We start from the raw sequence: 24,549 nt of genomic DNA on the forward strand, positions 1-24,549 counted from the left end.
ACCCCTAACGTCTGACCTGAAATTCAAAGGGGGTGGCCACCAGCACCACGGTGGCCACCCCTTTTGTATGCCGAGAACAGTATCTAAGGAGCCCCATGCCAGAGAAAGCACCAGCTCGTCGACGTGTCCTGCTCAAGCTCTCCGGCGAGGTCTTCGGCGGAGGCTCCGTCGGTGTGGACCCGGCCACTGTGCGCGGCATTGCCGAACAGATCGCTGCGGTGGGCGACCGGGTGGAGGTCTGCGTCGTCGTCGGCGGCGGCAACTTCTTCCGCGGAGCCGAGCTCTCAAAGGCTGGGATGGACCGGTCGAGAGCCGACTACATCGGCATGCTGGGCACGGTGATGAACGCCTTGGCCCTGCAGGACTTTCTGGAACAGTCCGGTCAGCCCACCCGGGTGCAGACAGCCATCGGCATGGCCCAGGTGGCCGAACCCTATATCCCGCTGCGCGCGGTGCGGCACATGGAGAAGGGGCGCGTCGTCGTCTTCGGCGCCGGTGCCGGCATGCCCTTCTTCTCCACCGACACCGTGTGTGCCCAGCGGGCGCTGGAGGTCGGCGCAGATATGGTGCTGATGGCCAAGTCCGGCGTCGACGGCATCTACACCGCTGACCCGCGCACCGACCCAGGTGCCCAGCGCCTGGAGCAGCTGACCTACACCCAGGCGCTGCACCAGAACATTCGCGTCATGGACCAGACGGCGATGACCATGTGCAATGACAACGGTCTGCACATGAGAGTCTTCGGCATGGAAGAGCCGGGGAACATCACCCGGGTCCTGCTCGGCGAAGAGCTGGGCACCCTGGTCACGCCCTGACCCGGCCGCACCGAGGTGCTGACCAGGTCGGTAGACTGTGACCCGAGACCCTACAGCTCAAGGAGAAACACGTGACTGACGAGACCCTGCTCGAAGCCGAAGAGCTGATGGAGCGTGCCGTGGAAGCCACCAGTGAGGACTTCGCCACCGTGCGCACCGGCCGCGCCAACCCTGCCCTGTACTCCAAGGTGCTGGTGGACTACTACGGTGCCGCCACTCCGCTGCAGCAGCTGGCCTCCTTCGCGACCCCCGATGCACGCACCATCCTCATCACTCCCTATGACGCCAGCTCCCTGCGTGACATCGAAAAGGCGCTGTCTGACTCCGAGATCGGCGCAAACCCCTCCAACGACGGCAAACAGATCCGCATCACCATGCCTGATCTGACCGAGGAGCGTCGCAGAGAGTACGTCAAGATCGTCAAGGGCAAGGGGGAGGACCACAAGGTCTCGGTCCGCAACGCTCGCCGCAAAGCGAAGGACAGCATCGAGAAGGCGGTCAAGGACGGCGACGTCGGTGAGGATGAGGGCGATCGCGCGACGAAGGACCTCGAGGCGCTGACGAAGAAGTTCGTTGACCGCATCGACGAGATGGTCAAGCGTAAGGAAGCCGAGCTCCTCGAGGTCTGAACCGAGGACCCCCGATGACCACCACGCCGGACCCACGCGCGCCGGGCCCGTCCACGCCGGAGACACCCAGGGCGGAGCCCCCCACGGCGGAAGACCCGGCGACCAAGAAGCGACGGGTCAGCGCCGGACGGAACCTGCCGGCGGCCATCGCCACCGGCGTCGTCCTACTGGTGCCGGCCCTCCTGGGCATCTTCTTCGTCCCCCCGCTGTTGATCGCGGTATGGATCGTGGTGCTCTGCCTGGGCGTATGGGAGGTCGCTCGCGCCCTGGAGTCGGTAGAGATTGAGGGCGGACGCCGACTGCAGATCCCCAAAGTTCCCCTCTACCTGGGGGCCGCGGCGATGCCGGTGGCCGCCTACTGGGGTGGTGTGGAGGCGCTGACGCTGGCGCTGATGGTCACCGGGGTCGCGGTGGTGGTCGGTGCCGCCATCACTCGGGTCCATCACCCCGGCCACAGTATTACCGCTTCGATCTTCATCGCATGCTGGGTGCCGTACCTGATCTCCTTCGCGCTGCTGGTGCTGCAGACCGCCCAGGGGGAGTGGCGGCTGATCGTGGTGGTGCTGCTGGTGGTCGCCAATGACACATTCGGCTACATCGCGGGTGTGCTGTTCGGCAAACACCCCATGGCGCCCAAGGTCAGCCCGAAGAAATCGTGGGAAGGTTTTGCGGGTTCATTGATCGGCGCAGTGCTGGTGGGCATGCTGGCCTCGTGGCTGATCTTTGAGGAGCCGCTCTTCCTCGGCGCGCTGCTGGCGGTGGCCGTGGTGATCGCCGGCACGGCCGGGGACTTCAGCGAATCGATGGTCAAGCGTGAGCTCGGTCGCAAGGATATGTCCCAGGTGCTGCCTGGTCACGGCGGAGTCATGGACCGGTTGGATTCGATCGTCTTCGCGATGCCCACCGCCTACTTCGTGATTGTGGCGCTTACTGCTGATTCGGCGGGCCTTCCCTTAGGGTTATGAGTATGAGCTCTACTCCTGCACCGCTGTTCACCCTGCTGCACGAACACGAAAACGGATACGACCGCGGCGAAGTGGACCACTTCATGGCCCGCGCCCGCGAAGCCTACGACTCAGGCCGCAGCATGGCGCTGTCCGAGATTCGTGAGGTCAGCTTCACCCTGGGTGCCGGCGGCTACAGCCCCGTGGAGGTGGACGCAGCGCTGGACCGGCTGGAGGACGCCTTCGCCGGAGCCGAACGGGACCGATTCATCGCTCAGCACGGCGAAGACGCCTGGTACGAACAGCTGCATCAGCGCTCCCAGCCGCTGCGCCGCAGGATGGAGCGCGCCGAGGAGCAGCGCTTCCGGGAGCCGGCCAACGCCAGCGCACTGGGATACCGCAAGGATGAGGTCGATCAGCTGTGCCGGCAGCTTGAGCAGTACCTCGACGGGGAGAACCCCATGAGCGTCGATGAGATTCGCACCATCACCTTTACCTCCGTCACCGGGGCCAACGCCTACGATGAGGCCCAGGTGGATGTGTTCCTGGACCGGATGACTGAGATTATGGCTTCAGTCGGCTGAGCTCACCTCGGCCGGCAGCGGGAAGGCATCACAGTGGATCCGCGCCCGACGACGCCGAGTCTGGTGTAGGCGGGCCGCTGCGGCATCGACGACCACATCACATCGGCGCCGTGGTGCACCCCACCGGCGGCTACGTCGTCGACGATCGTGCTGGCCAGCACGTCTGTGAAGCGCGCAGCTTCCTTCTGATCTCCGCAGGGCCGATGGGTGCCAGCCGGTGACTATCGGCACTGGTTCTCAGTGAGCGTTCGTAGTGTACTGATGACCGGCCCGTAGGATTTCGAATGAAGGGGGCCTCACGATGCTTCTGGGGATCGGCGCGGTCGGAGCGGGCGCCTTTGTCGTGGTTTTCCTTTTGGACGGCTGGACGCGACCCGGTTATTCTTCGGTGCGCCATCCCGTCAGCGCCCTGGCTCTGGGGTCACGCGGATGGCTCCAGACGGCGAACTTCATCATCTGTGGCTCAGCCACCTGCCTCGGGGCTGCCGGGGTGCTCTTCGCAGGCCAGAGCATCTGGCTGGGGTGGGTACTGGTGGTCTTCGGTCTGAGCCTGGCTGCCTCTGGAATCTTTCCGATGGACCCGATGCGCGGCTACCCGCCAGGTGCTCCCCACGGCGACCCGGATACGTTCAGCCGACATCACACGCTGCACGACTATGCCGGAATGCTGGTGTTCGGCACACTGCCAGCGGCCGCCGCGATCAGTGCGGTTGTCCTACCGTGGGGGATGATGCGAATAGCCTCAGCGGCGGTGGCCGTCGGACTGGTGGCGGGTTTTGTGGCGTTTGGCAGAGCATGGGAGAGCGATTCCCCGCGGGCCGGGGTCATCCAGAAGGTGATGATCACTGCCGGGTGGCTCTGGCTCGCCGCAGTCTTCGTCGCATTCTTATAGCTGGTGATCTTGCAGGCAGTTCAGAGCGGAGGGAGCGGATTATTCAAGGTCCACGTCCATCAGTGGGCGGACTTCAGTGGATCCGTAGCCCAGGTGCGGCATGCGTTCAGCGATCCGTTCAGCCTCCCTCTGCGATGCGACGGCGAGGGCGTGGACGGCGAAGACGATGTCCTCGTGCTGGCCGAACCGCTGCCCGAAGGCGACAGCGGCGTTCTGAAGCGCATAGGAGCCCAGCAACACTCCTGACTCGCGGTATTCACGATCCAGCTCCACCCAGATCTGCATCTCGGCGTCAAGCTCTGCAGTTCCCTCCTGGGGCCCGGTACCCGGTACGTAGCGATGGATCAGCAGATGGGTGGCGGTAAATGGTGTGGTGCTCACGATTTCTCCTTCGCCGGTCCGACAGGCATCCAATTGCACCATGCAATCGGTAAAATGATGACATCACAGACTGAGTGTAGAATGCAACCAGTCCGAACAGGTGAATTGTGAACGGGTGGATCATGAAGGAGAGCATCTTTGGCGCACCAAGCGGCCGGGCATCGTTCCGGATGCCCGATCAACCTTTCCCTGGAGGTCCTGGGGGACAGCTGGTCGCTGATTGTCATCCGCGACATCATGTTCGGCAATCGCCGCTACTATCGCCAACTGCTGGGGGAGTCCGAGGAAGGTATTGCCTCCAACATCCTCAGCGACCGGCTCAAACGGCTGCGGCACCATGAGCTCATCACCAGGACTCCGGATCCGACCCATAAGCAGCGCCAGATCTACAGCCTCACCGAACAGGCGATCCAGCTGGTCCCGGTCCTGGTGCAGCTGGGGGCGTGGGGTCGGAAGTTTCTGCCGGTCAGCCCCGAACTGAGTGTGCGGGCGAAAGTTCTTGAGGACGGCGGCCCACAGCTGTGGCAGGACTTTATGGATGAGCTGCGAGTCATCCACTTAGGTGCAGAACTACAAGGATCAGGGCTGCACGGGTCGGGCGCCTCAGTGCTCACCCGCCTGGAGCGGGCCTATCAGGCCGAGGTGGCTCAGAGCGCAGGTTCCGCCGGGGCTGATTCACCGGGGTAGGTGAGGCCGATCTGGCGGCGGATTTCGTCCAGAGTGCCCATGATCTCCACTGACTCGTCGGGGGTCATCAGCTCACCGTCGAGAGTGTTCTGGGCTACGTGCTCCTCGGCGGCGAGAGCTTGAAACTGCATGCCGCGGCCCTCAACGCTGGGCGTGTGCTGCTCCACCACCGCGCCGTCGACGTCGTAGTGGGTGAATCCCGACGCGGCGAACCAGAGTCGGTCTATATCGATCCGGCCCGCAGTGCCCACAATGTGGGCAGTATTCGGCCCAGCGCCTCGGGAGGACACCGTCGACGTCGACAGGGCTCCGCTGCTGTGGGTCATGACCGTCGCTACCTCAGTGTCCGCGCCCGTGGCGCCCATCCGAGCACTGGCCTGCACCGAGACCGGGGCACCCAGAACGTCGAAGATGAAGGAGATCGGGTACACCCCCAAGTCCAACAGTGCGCCCCCGCCGAGGTCCAAGGCGTTGATCCGGTGCGTGGGGTCAGTGGTGAACCGGTTGGTGTGATCGGCGAAGACCGTGCGCACCTCACCCAGGGCGCCGGAGGAGAGGATCTCGCGGATGCGCACCATATGCGGCAGATACCGGGTCCACATCGCTTCACTGACCAGCAGCCCCTTGGCGTGGGCCGTCTGCCGCACGTGTTCGGCCTCGGCGCGGTTGAGCATGAAAGGCTTCTCCACCAGCACATGCTTGCCGTGCTGAAGCGCGAGCATCGTGTGCTCATAGTGCATCGGGTGGGGCGTGGCGATGTAGAGGATGTCGACGTCGTCGTCGCCGGCCAGCTCGGCATAGGAGCCGTAGGCCCGCGCAATGCTGTAGTCGGCGGCGAAGCGGCGGGCGCTCTGCTGGGACCGGGAGCCGACGGCGGCCACCTCAATACCAGCAAGCTGGGCGTCGGCGGTGAACTGCTGGGCGATCCATCCGGTGGCAAGAATTCCCCAGCGCAACGGCGGTGCTGTGCTCATGGGCAGAAGATATCAGGCGCGCTGAAGCCCCAGGTCAGCTCAGCTCGAGCAGCTTCTCAGTCACCACGTGGGCCCGGGCGTTGGAGAACACCTGCTCCTCGCCGATCTCGGTGAACCCGCGGGACTGCAGGATCTTCATCGACCCCACGTTGTCGACCACCACCCGGGCACGCAGGGGCCGCGCAGTGAACTCGGTGAGGAACTGGTCCATGGCCGTGGTGGTGATCCCCTGGTCCCAGAACTGCTTATCGGTCCAGAACATCACCTCATGCACATCGTCGTCGCGGTAGACGGCAATGGAGCCTGCCGCCTGACCGTCCACATCGATGGTGCGCACCATCGTGTTCTCATCCCGCAGCAGCTCGCCCCAATGGTGATCGAAGATCGTCCGGTCGGTGGGATTGGTCGGCGCGAAACCGGCCATATGGGCGGCGTCGGCGTCCTGCTGGAAGGCAAAGAACTGGTCCATGTCCGCCGGTTTCACCTCGCGCAGAGTGATCTGCATGGAAAGCTCCTTCGGGTCGGCCTGGGGCCGGATTGGTGCCGAAACATCTGAGTCTGGGGTGGTCCCAGCTTACCTGTTCGTCGTCGTCGGTCTCACAAACCCCGCAGACGCCAGTCTGGCAGGTGACCCGCCCGGTATGCGCCCAGCCTCATGTGGGATCAGCGCGACGAGTTTTTGTCCTATCGGCTCAACGGCAATAATGGGGCGCATGTCCTCTTACCCCGGGTCTGTCCACGCTGGATCGGCCCACGCTCGGTCTGTCAACGCTGGGCCTGCTGAGCCGGCACCCACAGCCGGCCGGCGACGCCGAGTCGCGATCCTCGGCTCCACCGGCTCCATCGGCACCCAGGCGCTGCAGGTCATCGCTGAGCATCCCGACGAGTTCGACGTCGTCGCGCTCTGCGCCGGCACCAACGCTGCGCTGTTGGCCGAGCAGGTCAGAACGTTCACGCCTGCGGTGGTGGGGATGCACGACGACGACGCCGCCCAGCAGCTGCGCCGGATCCTGGATGAGTCCCCGGTCCCGGCATCGGATCAGGGCAGGGCACCAGAGGTGCTCAGCGGCGCAGAAGCCTCCGAACGGATCGCCGGTGAGGCGGAAGCCGATGTGGTGCTCAACGCGATGACCGGCTCCATCGGACTGCGCCCCACGCTGGCCGCTCTGCGCGCAGGGGCCACGCTCGCCCTGGCGAACAAGGAGTCCCTGGTAGTCGGCGGCGCCCTGGTCAAGGACGCGGTGCAGCGGCCGGGTCAGGTGGTGCCGGTGGACTCCGAGCACTCCGCGGTGGCCCAGGCGCTGGCATCCGGCCGGCATGAGCGGGGCCTGTGCTCGCTGACCACCAACGGCACCAGCGAAGTCCGCCGCCTGGTGCTCACCGCCTCCGGCGGCCCCTTCCGCGGGTGGGACGGCCAAGCCCTGGCAGCGGCGACCCCCGCGCAGGCGCTGAAGCACCCCAACTTCGCCATGGGTCTGATGGTCACCACCAACTCCGCCACCATGGTCAACAAGGCTCTGGAGGTCGTCGAGGCCCACCTGCTCTTCGACGTGGCGCTCGCCGACATTGAGACCGTCATCCACCCGCAGCAGTACATCCATTCCCTGGTGGAGTTCCACGACGGCTCCACCCTGGCCCAGGCCGGACCTCCGCGGATGCTGGTGCCCATCGCCCTGGGCCTGAGCTGGCCGCAGCGGCTGAAGAGCATCGACACCCCCATCGACTGGACCCACCCGATGCAGTGGGACTTCGAACCGCTGGACCAGGAGGCGTTTCCCGCCGTGTCACTGGCCAAGCAGGCCGCCTCCACCTCGGCGACCCACATGGCGGTCTACAACGCGGCCAATGAGCAGGCCGTCACGGCCTTCCACGCCGAACGGCTGCCCTTCACCGGAATCCTCGCAGTGGTCGAACAGGTGCTCGCCGCCCACACCGGCACCAGCGAGGCCCAGGCCGATTTGGACGCGGTGCTCGCCGCCGAACAGTGGGCCCGCAGCACCGCCGACCGGCTGGTCCAGACCGGGGGGGTGGGATGATGAGCACCGCACTGCTTGCCGTGGGCGGCATCCTGATCATCGTGGTGGGGATCATCATCTCCATCGCCCTGCACGAAGTCGGCCACCTGCTGCCGGCCAAGCTGTTCAAAGTCCGGGTCACCCAGTACATGATCGGCTTCGGCCCCACGATGTGGTCCAAGACCAAGGGGGAGACCGAGTACGGGGTCAAAGCCGTGCCGCTGGGCGGCTATATCGCCATGATCGGGATGTACCCGCCGCTGGAAGAGACCGACGACGACGCCGCAGACCCCTCCGGACACAGTGACTCGGCCGACAGTGACTCGGCCGACGGCGACCACGACGAGGGCCCCACCGACCCCTACCTCCAGCAGGTCGGCGCCCAGTACGCCGCACCCCCCATCGAACGCTCAGCGGCAGCCGAACAGGTGCCTCAGGAGCGGAAGAAGACGGTGGCTTCGCACTCCACCGGCATCTTCCAGCAGATGTCCAACGAGGCCCGCGAGGTCGCCTCCGAGGAGCTCAAGCCCGGCGACGAGAACCGCATGTTCTACCGGCTGGCCACCTGGAAGAAGGTCATCATCATGCTCGGCGGGCCCGCCATGAACGGGGTGCTGGCACTGGCGCTGACCGCCGGAACGATCTCCACCCACGGCACCGAGACCCCCACCACCCAGGTGGCTGAAGTGTTCGAATGCGTCACCAGCGTGGAGGCCGCCGACGCCGAGTCCACCGCCGCCCAGCAGGAATGCGCTGAGACCGACCCGCCCGGCCCAGCCTTTGAGGCCGGCCTGCGCCCCGGCGACACGATTCTGGAGTTCGGCGGCCAGCCGGTTCAGGAGTGGGACGAGCTCACCCCGCTGATCCGGGAGGCCGCCGGGGAGTCCAGCGAGGTGGTCTACCTGCGCGACGGTGAGCAGCACACCACCACCCTGACCCCGATTGAGACCCAGCGTCCGGTGATCGACGGGCTGGGCCGGGTCGAGCGCGACGCCGCTGGCAACCTGGTCACCGAACCGGCCGGGTTCATCGGCATGGGCTCTGAGGTGCAGCTGCAGCGCCAGCCGCCCTGGGAGGCCGGACCGATGGTGTGGGAGCAGACCAAGGCCATCGGCCAAGTGGTGTCGACCCTGCCGGTGCGCCTCTACGACGTCGCCGAGTCCACCTTCACCGACGCCGAACGCGACCCCAACGGCCCGATGTCCGTGGTCGGGGTGGGCCGGATCGCCGGAGAGCTCTCCGTCCAGGAAGAGATCCCCCTGGAATCCCGGTTCGCCTCCCTGGTGTCGATCGTGGGCTCGGTCAACTTGGCCCTGATGGTGTTCAACCTCATCCCGCTGCTTCCGCTGGACGGCGGGCATGTGGCCGGAGCGCTCTACGAGTCGCTGCGCCGGCGGCTGGCCAAGCTGTTCGGCAGGCCGGATCCGGGGCCCTTCGACATCTCCAAGCTGCTTCCGTTGACCTACGTGGTGGCGGTCATGCTGCTGGCGATGGGCGGGCTGCTGATCCTGGCAGACATCGTCAATCCGATCACCCTCTTTGAATGACCGTCGCCAGAGGTGTGCACTGCGCGGGCGTCGTCGGGCTGCACCAGCTTGGAGCGAAAAATGACGCCGGACGAATAGGGGTCAGGCGCTGCGGTCGGTACGATGGGACCCATGAGCGCGATCAATCTCGGCATGCCCAGCATCAAAGAACCACCGCCGGTCCTCAGTCCGCGCCGGCCCACGCGCAACTTCAACGTCGGAGACGTCGGCGTCGGCAGCGACCACCCCGTCTCCGTGCAGTCGATGACTACGACAAAGACGCACGACATCAACGCCACCCTGCAGCAGATCGCTGAGTTGACGGCCTCCGGCTGCGATATTGTCCGGGTCGCCTGCCCCACCGACAAAGACGCCCAGGCGTTGCCGATCATCGCCCAGAAGTCCCAGATTCCGGTGATCGCCGACATCCACTTCCAGCCCAAATACGTCTACGCCGCTATCGAAGCCGGCTGCGGCGCGGTGCGGGTGAACCCCGGCAACATCCGCAAGTTCGACGACCAAGTCGGAGACATCGCCAAAGCCGCCAAGGACAGCGGCGTCAGCCTCCGTATCGGCGTCAACGCCGGTTCGCTGGACAAGCGGCTGATGGACAAGTACGGCAAAGCCACCCCGGAGGCCCTGGTGGAGTCCGCCGTCTGGGAGGCTTCCCTCTTCGAGGAGCACGACTTCCACGACTTCAAGATTTCGGTCAAGCACCACGACCCGGTGGTCATGGTCCAGGCCTACCAGATGCTGGCTGAGCGCGGTGACTGGCCCCTGCACCTGGGCGTGACTGAGGCCGGACCGGCCTTCCAGGGCACCATCAAGTCGGCCACGGCCTTCGGTGCGCTGCTCTCCCAGGGGATCGGCGACACGATCCGAGTCAGCCTCTCCGCCCCGCCGGCAGAGGAGGTCAAAGTCGGCAATCAGCTGTTGGAGTCGCTGAACCTGCGCCCGCGCAAACTGGAGATCGTCTCCTGCCCCTCCTGCGGCCGCGCCCAGGTGGATGTGTACAAACTCGCCGACGACGTCACTGAGGGTCTGGAGGGCATGGAGCACCCGCTGCGCGTAGCCGTGATGGGCTGCGTCGTCAACGGCCCCGGAGAGGCGCGCGACGCCGACCTCGGGGTCGCCTCCGGCAACGGCAAGGGGCAGATCTTCGTCAAGGGCGAGGTCATTAAGACAGTGCCCGAGGACCAGATCGTCGAGACGCTCATCGAGGAGGCCAATCGGCTTGCTGAAGAGATGGACCTGGACGGCGAGTCAGAGGAAGCGTCCTCCGGTGCCCCTGTGGTCTCCGTCGGCTAGGGCCAGTCCGCACAACCAGGTCGCCCGTGCCACAGACGGCGCGGTCCGCGTGCTCTCCGGTGACGACACCGCGGCGTTGCACGCGCTGTTGGCCACTGACCCCATCGCCCATGTGTCGGTGACCGCCACCGTGCGCCAGCGCGGCACCGCAGCACCGGGGCGCGGCCGCAATGCCGCACTGGTCCTCGGCACCGACCGGCCCGGTTCGGCGGAACTGGCCAGTGCCTGCTGGGTGGGATCCAACATCATTCCGGTCGCCGCCGACGCCGCCGAGGGCGAGCTCTTCGGCTTTGGGCTGCGCGCGCTGCGCCGTCGGGTCTCCTCCATCTACGGCCGCAGCGAGCCGGTGCTGGCCATGTTTGAGGCCACCGGCTGGTCCCACTGCCGTGAAGTCCGGCAGGGGCAGCCGCTGATGCACACCGATGCGCCCTCCGGGGACGTGGAGCCGCTGGCCGGGCTGCGCCACTCACGGATGGAGGAGTTCGACGCCGTCGAACGTGCCTGTGCTGCGATGTTCACCGAAGAGTTGGGGTTCTCCCCCTACGAGCAGGGCGCCTCGCTGTACCGGGAACGCATCCGCGGGCTCATCCGAGCCGGCCACTCCCTGATCAGCGTGGACCCGCAGAGTCGGCAGATCGTCTTCAAGGCCGAATTCGGCGCTGTCACCAATGAGGTCGTGCAGGTCCAGGGGGTGTGGGTCGATCCGCGCTGGCGGGGTCAGGGGATCGCCGCACCGGGCATGGCTGCGGTGATCGACTACGGGCTGCGACTGGCCCCGCAGGTCAGCCTCTACGTCAACAGCTATAACACCGCCGCCATCCGCGCCTACGAACGCGTCGGCTTTCAGCACTGCGGCACCTACACCACGGTGCTGTTCTGAACCTTCCCGGCCGCCCCATCCTGTGGTGGGCGTTAAGTGCCGTGTGAACTGGCCCATCCGCCATTATTGCGGCGCTAAACGCCCACCAGCGGGCATTATGGCGGAGTCCTCGCAGGCAGCCTCGCCGCCGACCGCGCGTGCAGCGGGCTGCATGGATAGACTTTCTGGTATGAGTGAGGCGAGGGGGGAGCCGTGCGCCGCCGCCGGTGACACTGCCGAGCTGGAGCACGCCCTGCAGTCGGGGAACGCAGCTGCTGCGCGGCGACTCAGCAGATCTGCGGTCGAGGTGGGGGAGTACGACGACGCCCTGGCGGTGCTGGCGCACCACGCGCCCCACAATCCGACTGCGGTGGAGCTGCTCGTTGAAACCCTGGACGCCTCCGGCACTGTGCGCCGCTTCGCCCAAGCCGCACTGCTGGACCACACGGCCGCAGACGACGTCAGCCAGGACGCCCTGATCTCCGTCGCCGACTCCGTGAGCTCCTACAGCGGGCGCAGCAAGGTCACCACCTGGGTGCACAGCATCGTGCGTCGTCGGGTGATGGACCACCTGCGGCGCCAGCGGGAATCCGCCCCGGTTCCGGAGGATGAGACCGGCCCTGCAGCGAGAATGAGCTCGATGATCGCCACCCGGGCCTCGGTGCAGCAGGCGCTGGCGGAACTGGATGAGCGCTACCGGGAGCCGGTGACTCTGCGGGATATCGAGGGGCTGGCCTATGCTGAGGTCGCTGCCCGACTGGGCAGAGCCGAGGGCACGGTGAAGGCACAGATCAGCAGAGGGCGGGCGATGGTGGCGGCGAAGCTGCGCGAGGACGACGGACGCGACGACGACGGATGGGGCCGATGACCCAAGGGCTGGACCGATACCAGATGGGGGACGTGATCGGTGTCGGTTCCTTTGCCACGGTCCACCGCGCCCACGACGCCCTATTGGATGACACGGTGGTGCTGAAGGTTCTGGCCGAGAACCACAGTCTGAACCCGGAGATCCGGGAACGGTTCATCAGCGAGGGCCGCAGTCTGCGCAAGGTCCAGGGCTCTCATGTGGTGGCGGTCCACGACATCGGTGAAACGGCGCGTCAACAGCCCCATCTTGTCCTTGAGCATGCCGACCGCGGCACTGTGCAGAGCCGAGTTGCCGCGCTGTGGCGGCAGGGGTGGCGGGCCGGCCGTCAGGACGCGCTGGCTTTTGCCCGGCCGCTGGCCGCCGCAGTGGATGCAGTGCACCGGCAGCAGCTGGTCCACCGGGACCTCAGCCCAGGAAACCTGCTGCTGGCCACCAAGCCCTCCGAACTGATCGAGGACGAGTCAGCTGGCCTGAGCACGGAGGTTCTGCGGGCTGATGAACGGCTGCTGATCGCTGATCTGGGCATGTGCAAGGACCTGGCGATGAACTCCGGGCTGACTGTCTCCGGAGGCACTGCGGGGTTCCGGCCGCCGGAGCAGGCTGGCCCCGGGATGGTAGACACCCGGGCTGATATCTGGGCGATGTCGGCCCTGCTGCAGTGGCTGACGAAGGAAGCTGAGCTGCCCAAGGCATTCCATAAGGTGCTCACACGTGGCATGGCCACCGCGCCGAACCGCCGCCAGCCTGATGTGGCTGCATGGCTGGCCGAGTTGGAGGAGGCGTTGGCGCCGCCGGTGCCGGAGCCCGAACCGATACCTGAGACCGAACCGCCGCGTACCCAGGGTCAACCGGCTGGCGACGCCCACCGGCACGGTCTCCCCGGGGGCCGGCGTCGTCGTCGGTGGCGCACTGTTGGGGTGGCCGGGCTGATCATCCTGGTCACCGCCTTGGCGGGTCTGCTCACCGGCTATCTGCTGCGCGGACCTGATGATCCGGTTGCCGCCGCTGAGGGGGCCTCGGTCTCCGTGGAGGGTCCCAGTGAGGTTCAGGTCGGTGAACCTGCCACGTTCACCGCTGATGTGGAGGGCGTCGGATCCTGGGTGTGGGTGCTGCCGACCGGCACGCACGTGGCTGATCAGCAGGAGACGGTGCTCACTGCCACCAGTGCCGGGAGTGCGGAGGTGGTGCTGCGGACTCGGGCGCCGGACGGCACGCAGTTGGAGGCTCGGCACACTCTGCGGGTGGTCGAGTGAGCAGACGCCGAAATAAGTCGTGCGGCAGCCGTGCAACTTTTCGGCGTCGTGCTGCGACTCATAGATGTAGTGACAGAGAACGGACACGAAAAACTTGAGGAGATCACCAATGGCTAGGACCACTCGCACCAGGTTTTGGCGGACGGCACCAGGGGTTGCCGCGCTGGCGGCCCTGGCGCTGACTGCCTGCGCCACGGACGATGAGGCCGCGGAGTTCGACGATGCGGAAGCGGGAAGCCAGACTGAAGAGCAGGACAGCACAGCACAAGCTCAGGTGGCTGATGGGAACTCCGGTGCAGGAGAAGATTCAGAAGACGGTGCCCTGGACGAGCCAGAAGAGGCCGACAGCGGGGCGGAGCCCGACGCTGCTGAGGGCGCGGCGGAAAGCCCCAGTGACACGGTGGCGCAGACATCTGAAGGACCGATCGACCCTGCGGATGCTGTGCAGACAGTCGAGTACACCATTCCTGACTCCGATATTGACGGCTCGATCACCCTGGGGCTGCACCACCTGCAGGTCAAGGGCAACACTATGGAGCTTCTGCTGACCTTCACGCCCGAGTTCTCCTCGAGGGGCGCGCACAACCTGTACAACCTGCATGGGAACAACGGAGGACTGGCCACCCCCGCGCTCTTTGACCGTGAGAACCTCACCAGGTACTCCGCGCTGCGCGCTTCCGGTTCACGGTCCTGGGCAACCGATGTCGTTGGTCCGCGAGTCAACTCCGGCGAGACAATTGTCTACTGGGCCAACTATGCCGTGCCTGACGCTGATATCGACACCATCAGCGTGGGGATCCCCGCTGCCCCCGAGTTCGAAGATGTGGAAATCGACTGGGGTGACGGTGAGCCGAGCAACCTGGACGACGATGACGGCGCCGATTCCGGCGAAGGGGATGAGTGAGCATGGGGTTCCGATCCCTGAGCGTTCTCGGCGTGGGGCTGCTGGGCTCAATGCTTGTGCCACTTGCTCCTGCTGCGGCTGAGTCGGAGCCAGAGGTGCAGGAGAAGCCCGAGCAGCCTGCTGAGGTGACCACCGGCATGCTCGCCGATTCGGTCACTCAATACAGCCCCGTCGTGACGCAGTTCAGCGCTGAAGGAAGCGTCGATTCACTGGGTGCGGAAGAGTCCGAGGAGGAGGACGTCATCATCCTGGAGACCGATATTCTTTTCTCCGCTATGGAGTGGGAGCTTCCGGACGCCGCCGGGCCGCGGATCGCCGAACTGATTGAGGAGGTTCCGGAAGGAGCTGCGGTCGATGTGCATGGGCATACGGATTCGAATCCGGTGCCGGATGACTATGACTTCGACAACCAGGTGCTCTCGGAGAACCGGGCGGAGGCTGTCGCCGATGTTCTGGCGGAGGAGCGCGCCGACCTGGATCTGAACGTGGAAGGTTTCGGCGAGTCTGATCCGGCCGTCGAGGAGGACGAGGATGATCCGTCGACCTTTGCCGCGAACCGCCGGGTGGAGATCCGCTACGACTGAGAGGGAGGTTCAACTATGACGACGACCACCTGGCTGCGCGCCGGATCCGGAATGGTGGCACTGACCGCCCTGGCGCTGACGGCCTGTGTGCCGGAGGAGACGGCCGAGTTTCAGGAGGCAGGCTCGGCGTCGTCTCCGCAGCCCGACAACGAGGCGGTCTCGGATGAGTCGGGTGAGACCAACGAGCCGGAGACGGCAGATGCGGCCGCGGAGTCCAGCCCCAGCGACGACGGCGAGGACGTGCTTATCGCCGAGGTGGACGCCCCGGTGACTTTCGAAGAGTGCGAGGACGCTGAAGAATCTGACGAGGCCACTGTTACCTGGCTGGACGACGTCGTCGCCGAGGAACAGCGCTTCGAGGGCGTAGCAGCCGAGACCGTGGAAATAGACGGAGAAGAGATCGAGATTCCCGGCGTCCCCGACGTCGTCGTTCCTGAGCGGGTCGGCCAGGCCGGCTGCATCATTGAATTCGATGCGCCGGCGAACTGCATGGCCGAAGTGGCCATCAGCTCTGCCTATATCCCTGGCTTCACCATCCCAGAGCGTACGATCCCGGAGGTCGTCTTGCCTGACGGCACAGTGCTGGAGGAAGTTGTCGTCCCTGCCGAAGAAGCCGAGGCGCAGCACATTGAGGGCGACCACCACGAGCAGGTCTGTCAGGTCGAGGAGGACGAGGTCGGGGAAGGCGAGGCAGTCTCCAACGTCGCCCGGGGCAACATCAGCCGCGGAAACCTCGGTCAGTCCAACACCGCCCAAGCCAATGCCTCACGCGGAAACACCAGGACCGACGAGGGCGACTTTATTTCCGGCACTTTCCTCTCGGGGGTTTTCTCCTCGGGCATCTTCGTTCCCGGAGTATTCGTCGAAGGGGATTTCATGGCCGGCTATCGGCTGGAAGGCAGTGACCACACCGAGCGCTCAGAAGAGGACGAATCGGTCTCCTACACCACTGAAGGCGATGTGCTCTTCGACAGCGACGAGTATGAGATGCGCAGCGATGCGGCCGGTGAGCTGGAGGCCATTGCTGAAGATATCGGCGAGCGCGACGACGACTACGCGATCGAGGTCGAAGGTCACACCGATGATCTGCCGACCAGCGTCTACGACGACAACTATGAGCTCTCCGAGCTGCGGGCAGAATCGGTGGTCGACTGGTTGGTGGACAACGCCGGCGTCGACGAGGATTCCATCACCGCCGAGGGGCTGGGGCAGGACTATCCGCGCGCTGATAACAATTCCGATGAGGGCCGCCAGCAGAACCGGCGAGTGGTGATCACCGTCCAGCCGCAGGGCTATGAGCCCGAGGTCGACTACGAGTTGGAGGACGCTGAGGAGTAGCAGCCGGCCTGGTCGCTGCCAGCAGGGCGCCCAGTCGCCTCACAGGAGGGCGCACTCCGATTCTCCCTGCGCATGTTTCACATGAGCTGGGTTGTGGTGCCGATGTGAAACACCGACGGGGATATCTGGTCCACGGCAGCCGCGGCGTCGGGCCGGCAGCCCTGTGTACGGTCACCCCATTCTGTGGTGGGCGTTAAGCGCCGCGATATCCGGGCCATCCGCGATTAATGCGGCGCAAAACGCCCACCAGCCGGGAGCTTCGTTGCCAGCACGGCGCGTGCGCCGCGCCGGCAGGCGGGGTCGGGCCCATAATGATGGTGATGAAATCTGGAACCAGCGCACGCACTCTGGTGGCGAGCAGCTCAGCGATGACCCTGGCACTGGTCCTCTCCGCCTGTGGGACCACGGTGGAGGAGGACGATCCCGGATCGTCAGGCGGCGGCTCAGTTGAGGGCAGCATGGACCAGGTGCAGGTGACCGCGCCGCAGCCGGCCGGTGATCAGCATTCTCACGATCGGATGCGCGAAGCCCTGGAGGACAGCATCGACGGTGCCGAGATCACCGACACTGATGACTGGTGGGGCTCACTGCGTGACCTCAACCGTGAGCTGCAGAAGCTGAGGGTCGAACCGGCCCAGTGCAAATCCTTCGTCACCTCCTCCGCGCTGCCGGTCCCCTCCGGTGCGCTGACCGCCATCGCCCAGCACGAGCAGCGCCAGACGGCGGTCTACAGCTTCGAAGATCCCGACGAGGCTCAGACCTACGCGAACCAGGAGGCTGAAGGGGCCCAGAAGTGTGATGGGCACACCGTGACCCGTGAGCTCGACGACGAGCAGATCGAGACCGAGACCGCCCTGGATGAGGTGGAGGTCCGCTCCGGTGCGGAAGACGCCCTCGCGGTCAGCCATGCCATGGAGGCTGCGGATGAGACCCAGCGCGGGCTCACTGTCCTGCTGCGCTATGGGTCCACGGTGGTCGTCAATGCGGCGACCCTGGATGAGCCGCTGGACGAGGAACCCCGTGAGGAGCTCGCCGTGGACCTGGAGGCTCAAGCTGCTGCGGTGCTCTCCACGCTCACCGGAGAAGAGGTCACCGCTCCTGAACCGGAGCCCGAAGATGATGAAGGGGATGCGGAGAACGGCGACGACGGTGCGGACAGCGGCAATGACGACGAGGGCGGCGACAGCGGCGAAGACCAGGGCGGCGACAGCGGTGAGGACCAGGGCTCTGCCGCCGAGGGCTGAGGCAGCCGGGCGTCTGCCCGCAAGGTGCGCAGACGCTCAGCGCAGGGTGGCGGCGCGCTCCCTCAGATGCGCGACTGCCTCACCGACCGGCACCTGCACGGCCTCACCGGTTCGCCGGTCCTTGACCTCCACATTGCCCTCGGCCAGCCCGCGGCCGACCACCACGATGGTGGGCACCCCCAGCAGCTCGGCGTCGCCGAACTTCACACCGGGGGACACCTTGGGCCGGTCATCGTAGATCACGCTCAGGCCAGCATCCTCCAGCTCAGCGGAGAGCTTCTCCGCCGCGTGGTAGATCTCCTCACCCTTGCCGGTGGCCACCAGATGCACATCCGCCGGGGCCACTGCGGAGGGCCAAATGATGCCCTTGTCATCATGATTGGCCTCCACCAGCGCGGCCAGTGCACGGGTCACGCCGAAGCCGTAGGAGCCCATAGTGACGGTGGAGAGCTTGCCGTTCTCATCCAGGACCTGCAGACCCAGCGCATCGGCGTACTTGGTGCCGAGCATGAAGATGTGGCCCATCTCGATGCCGCGGCGGGTGGTCAGCGGCCCCGAGCCGTCCGGGGCGGGGTCGCCGTCGCGCACCAGCACTGATTCGATCGTGGCGTCCCAGGTGAAGTCCCGGCCGGCCACCAGGCCGAACACGTGCTGACCTTCCCGGTTGGCGCCGGTGATCCAGCTGGTTCCCTCCACCACGCGCGGGTCCACCAGGTAGGGGATGCCGGTGGCCGACTCGGCCCCCAGCTGCGGCTGCTCCAGCGAGAGCCCGGGACCGATGTAGCCGGGCACGATGCCTCCGGCCTGCTGCGCCAAGTCCTTCGGCTCGGCGGCCTCCACAGAGACCTCACCGGCGATTCCCAGCTGGGCGCCGATCGAAGCTTCGGCACGTTTGAAGTCCACCTCCCGGTCCCCGGGCACACCGATGACGGCCACCTGGCGACCACCATCGGGGCTGATCACGGCGACGACGACGTTCTTCAGCGTGTCGGCGGGGCCCCATTCGCGCTCGTCCTGGGGGAAGGTGGCATTGGCGGCGGTCACCAGCGTCTCAATGGTGTCGGTGCCCGGGGTGTCGTGGACTTCGGCGGCAGGCAGGTGCTGGTGGTCGCGCGGTTCGGGGGCCACCGAGGTGACCGCCTCCACGTTGGCCCGGTAGCCGCCGGGGGACTCCACGAACGTGTCCTCGCCGACGTCGCTGGGGTAGAGGAACTCCTCAGAGGCCGATCCACCCATGGCCCCGGAGACCGCATCCACCGGCAGGGCGTCCAGCGCCAGGCGCTCAAAGATCCGCACATAGGCTGCCCGGTGGGCGTCATAGGCGGCCTGCTGGTCCTCCTCGGTGAGGCAGAAGGAGTAGGAGTCCTTCATGATGAACTCCCGGCCACGCAGCAGCCCGGCGCGCGGACGGGCCTCGTCGCGGTATTTGTTCTGGATCTGATAGATGTTCAGCGGCAGGTCCTTATAGGAGCTGTAGAGGTCCTTCACCAGCAGGGTGAAGACCTCCTCGTGGGTGGGTGCGAGCAGATAGTTGGGCCGGCGCACACCCGGCTCGACCTCCTCAGCCTTGCGGTCACCGACCCGGAAGATCCCATCGCCGTAGTCCTCCCACCGGCCGGTGGCCTCATAGGGTTCCTTGGGCAGCAGTGCCGGGAAGTGGACCTCCTGGGCGCCGATGGCGGTCATCTCTTCGCGCACGATCTGCTCCAGCTTGCGCAGCACCGACAGCCCCAGCGGCAGCCAGGAGTAGATGCCCGGTGCGGCACGGCGGATATAGCCGGCCCGGACCAGCAGCTGGTGGCTGGGAACTTCGGCGTCGACAGGATTGTCGCGCAGCGTGCGCAGGAACAGATGGGACAAGCGTGTGGTCATGTCACGAGTCTAATCGGGCCTGGGTGCATTTGTTTGGCAGAATGAAGATATGGCAACTCCACCCCGCGCCTCAGCTGACTCCCGGTTCGCCGACGAGCGCGCCGCGCAGATCGCAGCGCTCATCGAGCCGGTCGTCACCGCCCACGGGCTCTACCTGGAGGAGCTGACGCTCACCGGCAGCTCGGCGAACACCGCGCTGATGGTCGTGGTCGACTATGAGTCCGGCACCGAAAACGTGGACCTCGACACACTCGCCGGGCTCTCCGAAGCGCTCAGTGCGGTGCTGGACACCGACGACGACGCCGGGCCGCTGGCGCAGGTGGAGCACTACGAGCTTCAGGTCAGCACCCCCGGGGCGACGCGTCCGCTGACCGAACCCCGACATTTCCGCCGCAACCTCGGCCGACTGCTGGAGATCGACCGGCACGCGGAGCCGACGATGACCGCGCGGCTGAAGGACGTGGACAGCACCGGCATCACGGTCGCAGAGGTTAAGCCTGCGCCGAAGAAGGGGATGACGCCCAAGATCGGCCCAGACACACACCTGGAGTTCGTGTCCATCACCCGTGCCCGCGTGCAGGTAGAGTTTTCCCACACAGAACAGTCACACACAGAACAGTGACGTGCGCCCTGGACCATCAAGGGCAGCAGACGGACCGGAGGCACAAGTGGATATCGACATGAGCGCGCTGCGCATGCTCGTCCAAGAGCGCGACATACCCCTCGAAAGACTGATGCCTGCTATTGAGCAGGCGCTCATCCTGGCCTACCGCAAGAGCCCTGGCGCCCTGCAGCAGGCTCGGGCTGAGATCGATGAGAAGACCGGCCGGGTCAGCATCATGGCCAAGGAGCTGGATGAGACCGGTGCGGTCATCGGCGAGTTCGACGACACGCCGAAGGACTTCGGGCGGGTGGCCGCCTCAACGGCCCGGCAGGTGATCATGCAGCGCATCCGCGACGCTGAGGACGACGCCGTCATCGGAGAGTTCAAGTCCAAAGAGGGTGAACTGATCTCCGGCATCGTCCAGCAGGGGCGCCACCCACACACGGTCAACGTGGACATCGGCGGGGTCGAAGCTGACCTGCCGGCGCAGGAGCACGTCCCCGGTGAGGTCTACACCCACGGTTCTCGCCTGCGCGCCTTCGTGATCGACGTCCACCGCGGCTTCCGCGGCCCCTCCATCACGCTCTCACGCTCCCACCCGTCGCTGGTGAAGAAGCTCTTCGTCCATGAGGTCCCCGAGATTGCCGACGGCACGGTGGAGATCACCTCGGTGGCCAGGGAGGCCGGGCACCGCACCAAGATCGCAGTGAAGGCCCACGAGCCGGGGATCAACGCCAAGGGTGCCTGCATCGGTGCGATGGGGGCGCGCGTGCGGGCCGTGATGACGGAGCTGAACGATGAGAAGATCGACATCATCAACCACTCTGATGACCCGGCGGAGTTCATCGCCAACGCGCTCTCACCCTCCAAAGTCAGCTCCGTGGAGGTCCTGGACGAGGCCACCCGCTCCGCCCGCGCGGTGGTCCCGGAGAACCAGCTGTCACTGGCGATCGGCAAAGAGGGGCAGAACGCACGACTGGCCGCAAAGCTGACCGGATGGCGCATCGACATCATCTCCGATGCGAACCGGCCAGCTTGACCTGACTGCTAGAATCGTATGGTTGCCGTAAGGACCTGCATCGGCTGCCGCCGGCGGGCCGAACAGAACAGCGTTGTGAGGTTCGCCCTGGACCGCAGCCACAACCCTCCGCGCGTCCTAGTGGACGCAGACCGCCGGAAGCCCGGCCGCGGAGCCTGGCTGCACTGCAGGAGCGAATGCTTCCAGACCGCGCTGAAGCGTAGGGCCTTTCACCGGGCCTTCCGCCAGCAGGTCGACACATCGCACCTGACGTTTCACGACGTCGCACACATGTCCGGATCAGACGAAAGCGGGTTGGAAGAGATGAACACCCGATGAGCACCGACGGATGAGCGCCCAGTGATGAGCACTTTTCATTCCGTCTCGGAACAGAACAGGCACAACGGCCCTGTCCCGATGATCCGCTGACCTCGGCCCCGCTGAGCTCAGCGGGGATCGCGTGGGCCAGACAAAGGAGAACAGTGGCCAAGGCCCGCGTACACGAGATTGCCAAAGAGCTGGGCATCACCTCCAAGGAGGCGCTCGGCAAACTTCAGGAACTGGGGGAGTTCGTCAAGTCCCCCTCATCAACCATTGAACCACCGGTAGCGAAGAAGCTGCGCGCCTCCGTGCCGCAGCCGGAGAAGACCGAGGAGAAGGCGGAGGAGAAGACCGCCCCCGCCGCATCGGCTTCGCCCAAGCCGGCACCCAAACCTGCGCCCAAGCAGACCAAGGACGAGGCGCCTGCCGCCGATGCCTCGGCATCTGAGACCTCGGCAGCCCAGACACAGAAGCCCGAGACGCAGCAGCCACAACAGAAGCCTGCCGCGCAGGCCGACCAGGCGCCGCAGTCAGAGGCGCCGCAGGATGCCGCCGCGGACGAGGCGCCCAAGACTTCGGGCTCCGCGCCGCGCCCAGGTCCGAAGCCGGGGCCGAAGCCCGCTCCGAAACCGGCGCAGAGGACCTCCATCGGCAACAACCCCTTCGGCATCTCCCAGGAGCGGCCCGCGCCCCGACCCGGCGGCCCGCGCCCCGGAGCTCCGCGGCCAGGTGCCCCGCGTCCGGGCAACAACCCCTATGCCGCAAAGCAGGGCATGCGGCCCGCCGACCGCGGCGGCGCACCACGGCCGGGCCAGCGTCCCGGCGGCGCGCGTCCCGGAGGGTCAGAAGGACGTCCCGGACCGCGTCCGGGCGCTCCCAAGCCCTCCATGATGCCCGGCCAGGCACCGCCGCCATCGGCTCCCGGACGTGGGGGTCCACCCAGCGGCGGCCCACCGCGGGGACGCGGCGGACGTGGACGCGGTGGAGCCGCCGGTGCTTTCGGCCGTGGCGGCTCCAGGTCCAAGACCCGCAAGTCCAAGCGCGCAAAGCGTCAGGAGCTGGAGCAGAAGCACACCCGTGAGATCGGCGGAGTGCGCGTACCCAAGGGTGATGGCAGCACTGTCATTCAGCTGCGCCGCGGCTCCTCCCTGGGCGACTTTGCCGAGAAGATCAACGCCGAACCGGCCGCGCTGATCAGCGTGATGATGAAGCTCGGTGAGATGGCCACGGCCAACCAGTCACTGGATGAGGAAACATTCCAGCTGCTGGGCGAAGAGCTCGGATACAAGATCCAGATCGTGTCGCCGGAGGACGAGGACCGCGAGCTGCTGGAATCCTTCGACATCAACCTGGAGGACGAGGAGGCTGCCGAGGCCGACGAGGACCTTCACCCCCGTGCTCCGGTGGTCACCGTCATGGGCCATGTCGATCACGGTAAGACCCGACTGCTGGACGCCGTGCGCTCCTCCGAGGTCACCGAGGGTGAGGCCGGAGGCATCACCCAGCACATCGGCGCCTACCAGGTCAGAGTCCCGCACGAGGGTACTGACCGGGCGCTGACCTTCATCGACACCCCCGGTCACGAGGCGTTCACCGCCATGCGTGCTCGTGGCGCGAAGGTCACCGACATCGCCGTGCTGGTGGTGGCTGCCGACGACGGCGTCATGCCGCAGACCGTGGAGGCGCTCAACCACGCCAAAGCGGCCAACGTGCCCGTCGTCGTCGCCGTCAACAAGGTCGATAAGGACACCGCCGCCCCGGACAAGATCCGCGGCCAGCTCACCGAGTACGAGCTGATCCCCGAGGAGTACGGCGGCGACACGATGTTCGTCGACGTCTCGGCGCGGCAGAACCTGAACATCGATGAGCTGCTGGAGGCAGTGCTGCTGACCTCCGACGCCGCCCTGGAGCTGCGGGCCAACCCTGAGAAGAAGGCCCGCGGCGTAGCCATCGAGGCCAACCTCGACAAGGGACGCGGCCCGGTGGCCACCGTGCTGGTCCAGAGCGGCACCCTGCACGTGGGCGACAATATTGTTGCCGGTACAGCCCACGGCCGTGTGCGTGCCATGTTCGATGAGAACGGTGCGACCGTCACCGCGGCCGAGCCCTCCCGTCCGGTCCAGGTGCTGGGTCTCTCCTCGGTGCCCGGCGCCGGCGACGGCTTCCTGGTCACCGGTGATGAGCGGACCGCCCGCCAGATCGCTGAGAAGCGTGAGGCGGTGGAGCGCAACGCCATGCTGGCCAAGCGGCGTAAGCGCATCACCCTGGAGGACTTCGACCAGGCGGTGGCCGAGGGCAAGATCGATACGCTGAACCTGATCCTCAAGGGCGACGTCGCCGGTGCCGTGGAGGCACTGGAGGATGCGCTGCTGAAGATCGATGTCGGCGAGGAGGTTCAGCTGCGGGTCATTCACCGCGGCGTGGGCGCGATCACCCAGAACGACGTGAACCTGGCCACCGTGGACAATGCGGTGATCATCGGCTTCAACGTCCGCCCGGCAGAGCGGGTGACCGACCTGGCCGAGCGCGAGGGCGTCGACATGCGCTTCTACTCGGTCATCTACGCAGCCATCGATGACATCGAGGCCGCACTGAAGGGCATGCTGAAGCCGGAGTACGAAGAGGCCGCACTGGGCAGCGCGGAGGTCCGCGAGGTCTTCCGCTCCTCCAAGTTCGGCAACATTGCCGGCTCGATCGTCCGCTCAGGCACCATCCGCCGCAACACCAAGGCACGTCTGGTGCGTGAGGGTGCTGTGGTCAGCGATAAGCTCACCATCGAGTCGCTGAAGCGCTTCAAGGATGACGCCACCGAAGTCCGTGACGGATTCGAGTGCGGCATCGGCCTGGGCTCCTTCAACAACATCCGCGAAGGCGACATCATCGAAACCTGGGAGATGCGCGAGATCCCGCGCACCTGATGGCACCGCCC

Annotated in this window: 25 protein-coding genes; 20 read left to right on the top strand and 5 right to left on the bottom strand. The window is 66.1% G+C overall.

The window, feature by feature from the left end:
* Window positions 1–95 precede the first annotated feature (95 nt).
* The 4 genes from pyrH to FHX47_RS05570 all read left to right on the top strand — a co-directional run bounded on the left by pyrH (window position 96) and on the right by FHX47_RS05570 (window position 2,972).
* Window positions 96–815: a UMP kinase gene (gene pyrH, locus FHX47_RS05555; protein WP_183357928.1), complete on the top strand. Its 720-nt coding sequence runs from the start codon at window positions 96–98 to the stop codon at window positions 813–815.
* Between the two features lie 71 nt (window positions 816–886).
* Complete coding sequence (gene frr / locus FHX47_RS05560; RefSeq protein WP_183357929.1) at window positions 887–1,444, top strand: ribosome recycling factor; 558 nt, start codon at window positions 887–889, stop codon at window positions 1,442–1,444.
* A 14-nt stretch (window positions 1,445–1,458) separates the two neighbouring features.
* Window positions 1,459–2,409, top strand: a complete 951-nt coding sequence (locus tag FHX47_RS05565) for a phosphatidate cytidylyltransferase (RefSeq protein WP_183357930.1) — start codon at window positions 1,459–1,461, stop codon at window positions 2,407–2,409.
* Between the two features lie 2 nt (window positions 2,410–2,411).
* Window positions 2,412–2,972 carry a DivIVA domain-containing protein gene (locus tag FHX47_RS05570; RefSeq protein WP_183357931.1) on the top strand — a complete coding sequence of 187 codons (561 nt, stop codon included), beginning with the start codon at window positions 2,412–2,414 and terminating at the stop codon, window positions 2,970–2,972.
* Window positions 2,973–2,974: 2 nt separating this feature from the next.
* Here the strand turns inward: FHX47_RS05570 and FHX47_RS05575 are convergent, their stop codons facing one another.
* Window positions 2,975–3,133: a hypothetical protein gene (locus FHX47_RS05575; protein WP_183357932.1), complete on the bottom strand. Its 159-nt coding sequence runs from the start codon at window positions 3,131–3,133 to the stop codon at window positions 2,975–2,977.
* A 140-nt stretch (window positions 3,134–3,273) separates the two neighbouring features.
* On the opposite strand from FHX47_RS05575, the gene FHX47_RS05580 reads away from it, so the two are divergent.
* Window positions 3,274–3,864: a DUF998 domain-containing protein gene (locus tag FHX47_RS05580; RefSeq protein ID WP_183357933.1), complete on the top strand. Its 591-nt coding sequence runs from the start codon at window positions 3,274–3,276 to the stop codon at window positions 3,862–3,864.
* 39 nt (window positions 3,865–3,903) lie between these two features.
* Here the strand turns inward: FHX47_RS05580 and FHX47_RS05585 are convergent, their stop codons facing one another.
* A complete protein-coding gene (locus tag FHX47_RS05585) occupies window positions 3,904–4,245 on the bottom strand; it encodes a YciI family protein (protein WP_183357934.1) in 342 nt (113 codons plus the stop codon).
* A 138-nt stretch (window positions 4,246–4,383) separates the two neighbouring features.
* On the opposite strand from FHX47_RS05585, the gene FHX47_RS05590 reads away from it, so the two are divergent.
* A complete protein-coding gene (locus FHX47_RS05590; protein ID WP_246328052.1) occupies window positions 4,384–4,932 on the top strand; it encodes a winged helix-turn-helix transcriptional regulator in 549 nt (182 codons plus the stop codon).
* Here FHX47_RS05590 and FHX47_RS05595 read toward each other — a convergent pair.
* Both FHX47_RS05595 and FHX47_RS05600 read right to left on the bottom strand, forming a co-directional pair.
* Window positions 4,893–5,906: a Gfo/Idh/MocA family protein gene (locus FHX47_RS05595; protein ID WP_183357935.1), complete on the bottom strand. Its 1,014-nt coding sequence runs from the start codon at window positions 5,904–5,906 to the stop codon at window positions 4,893–4,895. The genes FHX47_RS05590 and FHX47_RS05595 overlap by 40 nt on opposite strands.
* A gap of 34 nt (window positions 5,907–5,940) precedes the next feature.
* The gene (locus FHX47_RS05600; protein WP_221206116.1) at window positions 5,941–6,411 is read right to left on the bottom strand and encodes a GNAT family N-acetyltransferase; all 471 of its coding nucleotides are present in this window, start codon (window positions 6,409–6,411) and stop codon (window positions 5,941–5,943) included.
* 208 nt (window positions 6,412–6,619) lie between these two features.
* Here FHX47_RS05600 and dxr point away from each other — a divergent pair, with 208 nt between their 5' ends.
* The 10 genes from dxr (at window position 6,620) to FHX47_RS05650 (ending at window position 17,805) form a co-directional block, all read left to right on the top strand.
* Window positions 6,620–7,942: a 1-deoxy-D-xylulose-5-phosphate reductoisomerase gene (gene dxr, locus FHX47_RS05605; protein WP_183357936.1), complete on the top strand. Its 1,323-nt coding sequence runs from the start codon at window positions 6,620–6,622 to the stop codon at window positions 7,940–7,942.
* Window positions 7,942–9,468, top strand: a complete 1,527-nt coding sequence (locus FHX47_RS05610; RefSeq protein ID WP_183357937.1) for a M50 family metallopeptidase — start codon at window positions 7,942–7,944, stop codon at window positions 9,466–9,468. Before dxr ends, FHX47_RS05610 begins: the two co-directional genes overlap by 1 nt.
* A gap of 111 nt (window positions 9,469–9,579) precedes the next feature.
* Window positions 9,580–10,755, top strand: a complete 1,176-nt coding sequence (gene ispG / locus FHX47_RS05615) for a flavodoxin-dependent (E)-4-hydroxy-3-methylbut-2-enyl-diphosphate synthase (RefSeq protein ID WP_183357938.1) — start codon at window positions 9,580–9,582, stop codon at window positions 10,753–10,755.
* Window positions 10,730–11,635: a GNAT family N-acetyltransferase gene (locus tag FHX47_RS05620; protein WP_183357939.1), complete on the top strand. Its 906-nt coding sequence runs from the start codon at window positions 10,730–10,732 to the stop codon at window positions 11,633–11,635. Before ispG ends, FHX47_RS05620 begins: the two co-directional genes overlap by 26 nt.
* Window positions 11,636–11,804: 169 nt before the next feature.
* Complete coding sequence (locus FHX47_RS05625) at window positions 11,805–12,482, top strand: RNA polymerase sigma factor (protein WP_183357940.1); 678 nt, start codon at window positions 11,805–11,807, stop codon at window positions 12,480–12,482.
* Window positions 12,479–13,735 carry a serine/threonine-protein kinase gene (locus FHX47_RS05630; protein ID WP_183357941.1) on the top strand — a complete coding sequence of 419 codons (1,257 nt, stop codon included), beginning with the start codon at window positions 12,479–12,481 and terminating at the stop codon, window positions 13,733–13,735. Before FHX47_RS05625 ends, FHX47_RS05630 begins: the two co-directional genes overlap by 4 nt.
* A 109-nt stretch (window positions 13,736–13,844) precedes the next feature.
* Window positions 13,845–14,639: a hypothetical protein gene (locus tag FHX47_RS05635; protein WP_183357942.1), complete on the top strand. Its 795-nt coding sequence runs from the start codon at window positions 13,845–13,847 to the stop codon at window positions 14,637–14,639.
* Between the two features lie 2 nt (window positions 14,640–14,641).
* The gene (locus FHX47_RS05640) at window positions 14,642–15,223 is read left to right on the top strand and encodes an OmpA family protein (RefSeq protein ID WP_183357943.1); all 582 of its coding nucleotides are present in this window, start codon (window positions 14,642–14,644) and stop codon (window positions 15,221–15,223) included.
* Between the two features lie 15 nt (window positions 15,224–15,238).
* Window positions 15,239–16,561, top strand: a complete 1,323-nt coding sequence (locus tag FHX47_RS05645) for an OmpA family protein (RefSeq protein WP_183357944.1) — start codon at window positions 15,239–15,241, stop codon at window positions 16,559–16,561.
* Between the two features lie 320 nt (window positions 16,562–16,881).
* Window positions 16,882–17,805 carry an ICP22 family protein gene (locus FHX47_RS05650; protein ID WP_183357945.1) on the top strand — a complete coding sequence of 308 codons (924 nt, stop codon included), beginning with the start codon at window positions 16,882–16,884 and terminating at the stop codon, window positions 17,803–17,805.
* A gap of 36 nt (window positions 17,806–17,841) precedes the next feature.
* Here the strand turns inward: FHX47_RS05650 and FHX47_RS05655 are convergent, their stop codons facing one another.
* The gene (locus tag FHX47_RS05655; RefSeq protein WP_183357946.1) at window positions 17,842–19,677 is read right to left on the bottom strand and encodes a proline--tRNA ligase; all 1,836 of its coding nucleotides are present in this window, start codon (window positions 19,675–19,677) and stop codon (window positions 17,842–17,844) included.
* Window positions 19,678–19,726: 49 nt separating this feature from the next.
* Here FHX47_RS05655 and FHX47_RS05660 point away from each other — a divergent pair, with 49 nt between their 5' ends.
* The 4 genes from FHX47_RS05660 to infB all read left to right on the top strand — a co-directional run bounded on the left by FHX47_RS05660 (window position 19,727) and on the right by infB (window position 24,538).
* On the top strand, window positions 19,727–20,299 hold the full coding sequence (locus tag FHX47_RS05660; protein ID WP_183357947.1) for a ribosome maturation factor RimP: 573 nt from the start codon (window positions 19,727–19,729) through the stop codon (window positions 20,297–20,299).
* 46 nt (window positions 20,300–20,345) lie between these two features.
* The gene (nusA, locus tag FHX47_RS05665) at window positions 20,346–21,320 is read left to right on the top strand and encodes a transcription termination factor NusA (RefSeq protein ID WP_183357948.1); all 975 of its coding nucleotides are present in this window, start codon (window positions 20,346–20,348) and stop codon (window positions 21,318–21,320) included.
* A gap of 18 nt (window positions 21,321–21,338) precedes the next feature.
* Complete coding sequence (locus FHX47_RS05670) at window positions 21,339–21,638, top strand: YlxR family protein (protein WP_183357949.1); 300 nt, start codon at window positions 21,339–21,341, stop codon at window positions 21,636–21,638.
* A 143-nt stretch (window positions 21,639–21,781) separates the two neighbouring features.
* Window positions 21,782–24,538, top strand: a complete 2,757-nt coding sequence (gene infB / locus FHX47_RS05675) for a translation initiation factor IF-2 (RefSeq protein ID WP_183357950.1) — start codon at window positions 21,782–21,784, stop codon at window positions 24,536–24,538.
* Window positions 24,539–24,549: the final 11 nt, after the last annotated feature.

Source organism: Garicola koreensis (genome assembly GCF_014195445.1).
In the GTDB taxonomy this organism is placed as follows: Bacteria; Actinomycetota; Actinomycetes; order Actinomycetales; family Micrococcaceae; genus Nesterenkonia; species Nesterenkonia koreensis.

Excerpts from the sequence above, each read along its gene's own strand:
- ispG (WP_183357938.1), top strand. The coding sequence starts at position 9,580 with ATGAGCGCGATCAATCTCGGCATGCCCAGCATCAAAGAACCACCGCCG.
- FHX47_RS05645 (WP_183357944.1), top strand. The coding sequence starts at position 15,239 with ATGACGACGACCACCTGGCTGCGCGCCGGATCCGGAATGGTGGCACTG.
- FHX47_RS05660 (WP_183357947.1), top strand. The coding sequence starts at position 19,727 with ATGGCAACTCCACCCCGCGCCTCAGCTGACTCCCGGTTCGCCGACGAG.
- FHX47_RS05570 (WP_183357931.1), top strand. The coding sequence starts at position 2,412 with ATGAGCTCTACTCCTGCACCGCTGTTCACCCTGCTGCACGAACACGAA.
- FHX47_RS05635 (WP_183357942.1), top strand. The coding sequence starts at position 13,845 with ATGGCTAGGACCACTCGCACCAGGTTTTGGCGGACGGCACCAGGGGTT.
- FHX47_RS05670 (WP_183357949.1), top strand. The coding sequence starts at position 21,339 with ATGGTTGCCGTAAGGACCTGCATCGGCTGCCGCCGGCGGGCCGAACAG.
- FHX47_RS05650 (WP_183357945.1), top strand. The coding sequence starts at position 16,882 with ATGAAATCTGGAACCAGCGCACGCACTCTGGTGGCGAGCAGCTCAGCG.
- FHX47_RS05630 (WP_183357941.1), top strand. The coding sequence starts at position 12,479 with ATGACCCAAGGGCTGGACCGATACCAGATGGGGGACGTGATCGGTGTC.
- FHX47_RS05610 (WP_183357937.1), top strand. The coding sequence starts at position 7,942 with ATGAGCACCGCACTGCTTGCCGTGGGCGGCATCCTGATCATCGTGGTG.
- FHX47_RS05565 (WP_183357930.1), top strand. The coding sequence starts at position 1,459 with ATGACCACCACGCCGGACCCACGCGCGCCGGGCCCGTCCACGCCGGAG.
- pyrH (WP_183357928.1), top strand. The coding sequence starts at position 96 with ATGCCAGAGAAAGCACCAGCTCGTCGACGTGTCCTGCTCAAGCTCTCC.
- FHX47_RS05625 (WP_183357940.1), top strand. The coding sequence starts at position 11,805 with ATGAGTGAGGCGAGGGGGGAGCCGTGCGCCGCCGCCGGTGACACTGCC.
- FHX47_RS05600 (WP_221206116.1), bottom strand. The coding sequence starts at position 6,411 with ATGCAGATCACTCTGCGCGAGGTGAAACCGGCGGACATGGACCAGTTC.
- FHX47_RS05640 (WP_183357943.1), top strand. The coding sequence starts at position 14,642 with ATGGGGTTCCGATCCCTGAGCGTTCTCGGCGTGGGGCTGCTGGGCTCA.
- FHX47_RS05595 (WP_183357935.1), bottom strand. The coding sequence starts at position 5,906 with ATGAGCACAGCACCGCCGTTGCGCTGGGGAATTCTTGCCACCGGATGG.
- FHX47_RS05580 (WP_183357933.1), top strand. The coding sequence starts at position 3,274 with ATGCTTCTGGGGATCGGCGCGGTCGGAGCGGGCGCCTTTGTCGTGGTT.
- dxr (WP_183357936.1), top strand. The coding sequence starts at position 6,620 with ATGTCCTCTTACCCCGGGTCTGTCCACGCTGGATCGGCCCACGCTCGG.
- FHX47_RS05655 (WP_183357946.1), bottom strand. The coding sequence starts at position 19,677 with ATGACCACACGCTTGTCCCATCTGTTCCTGCGCACGCTGCGCGACAAT.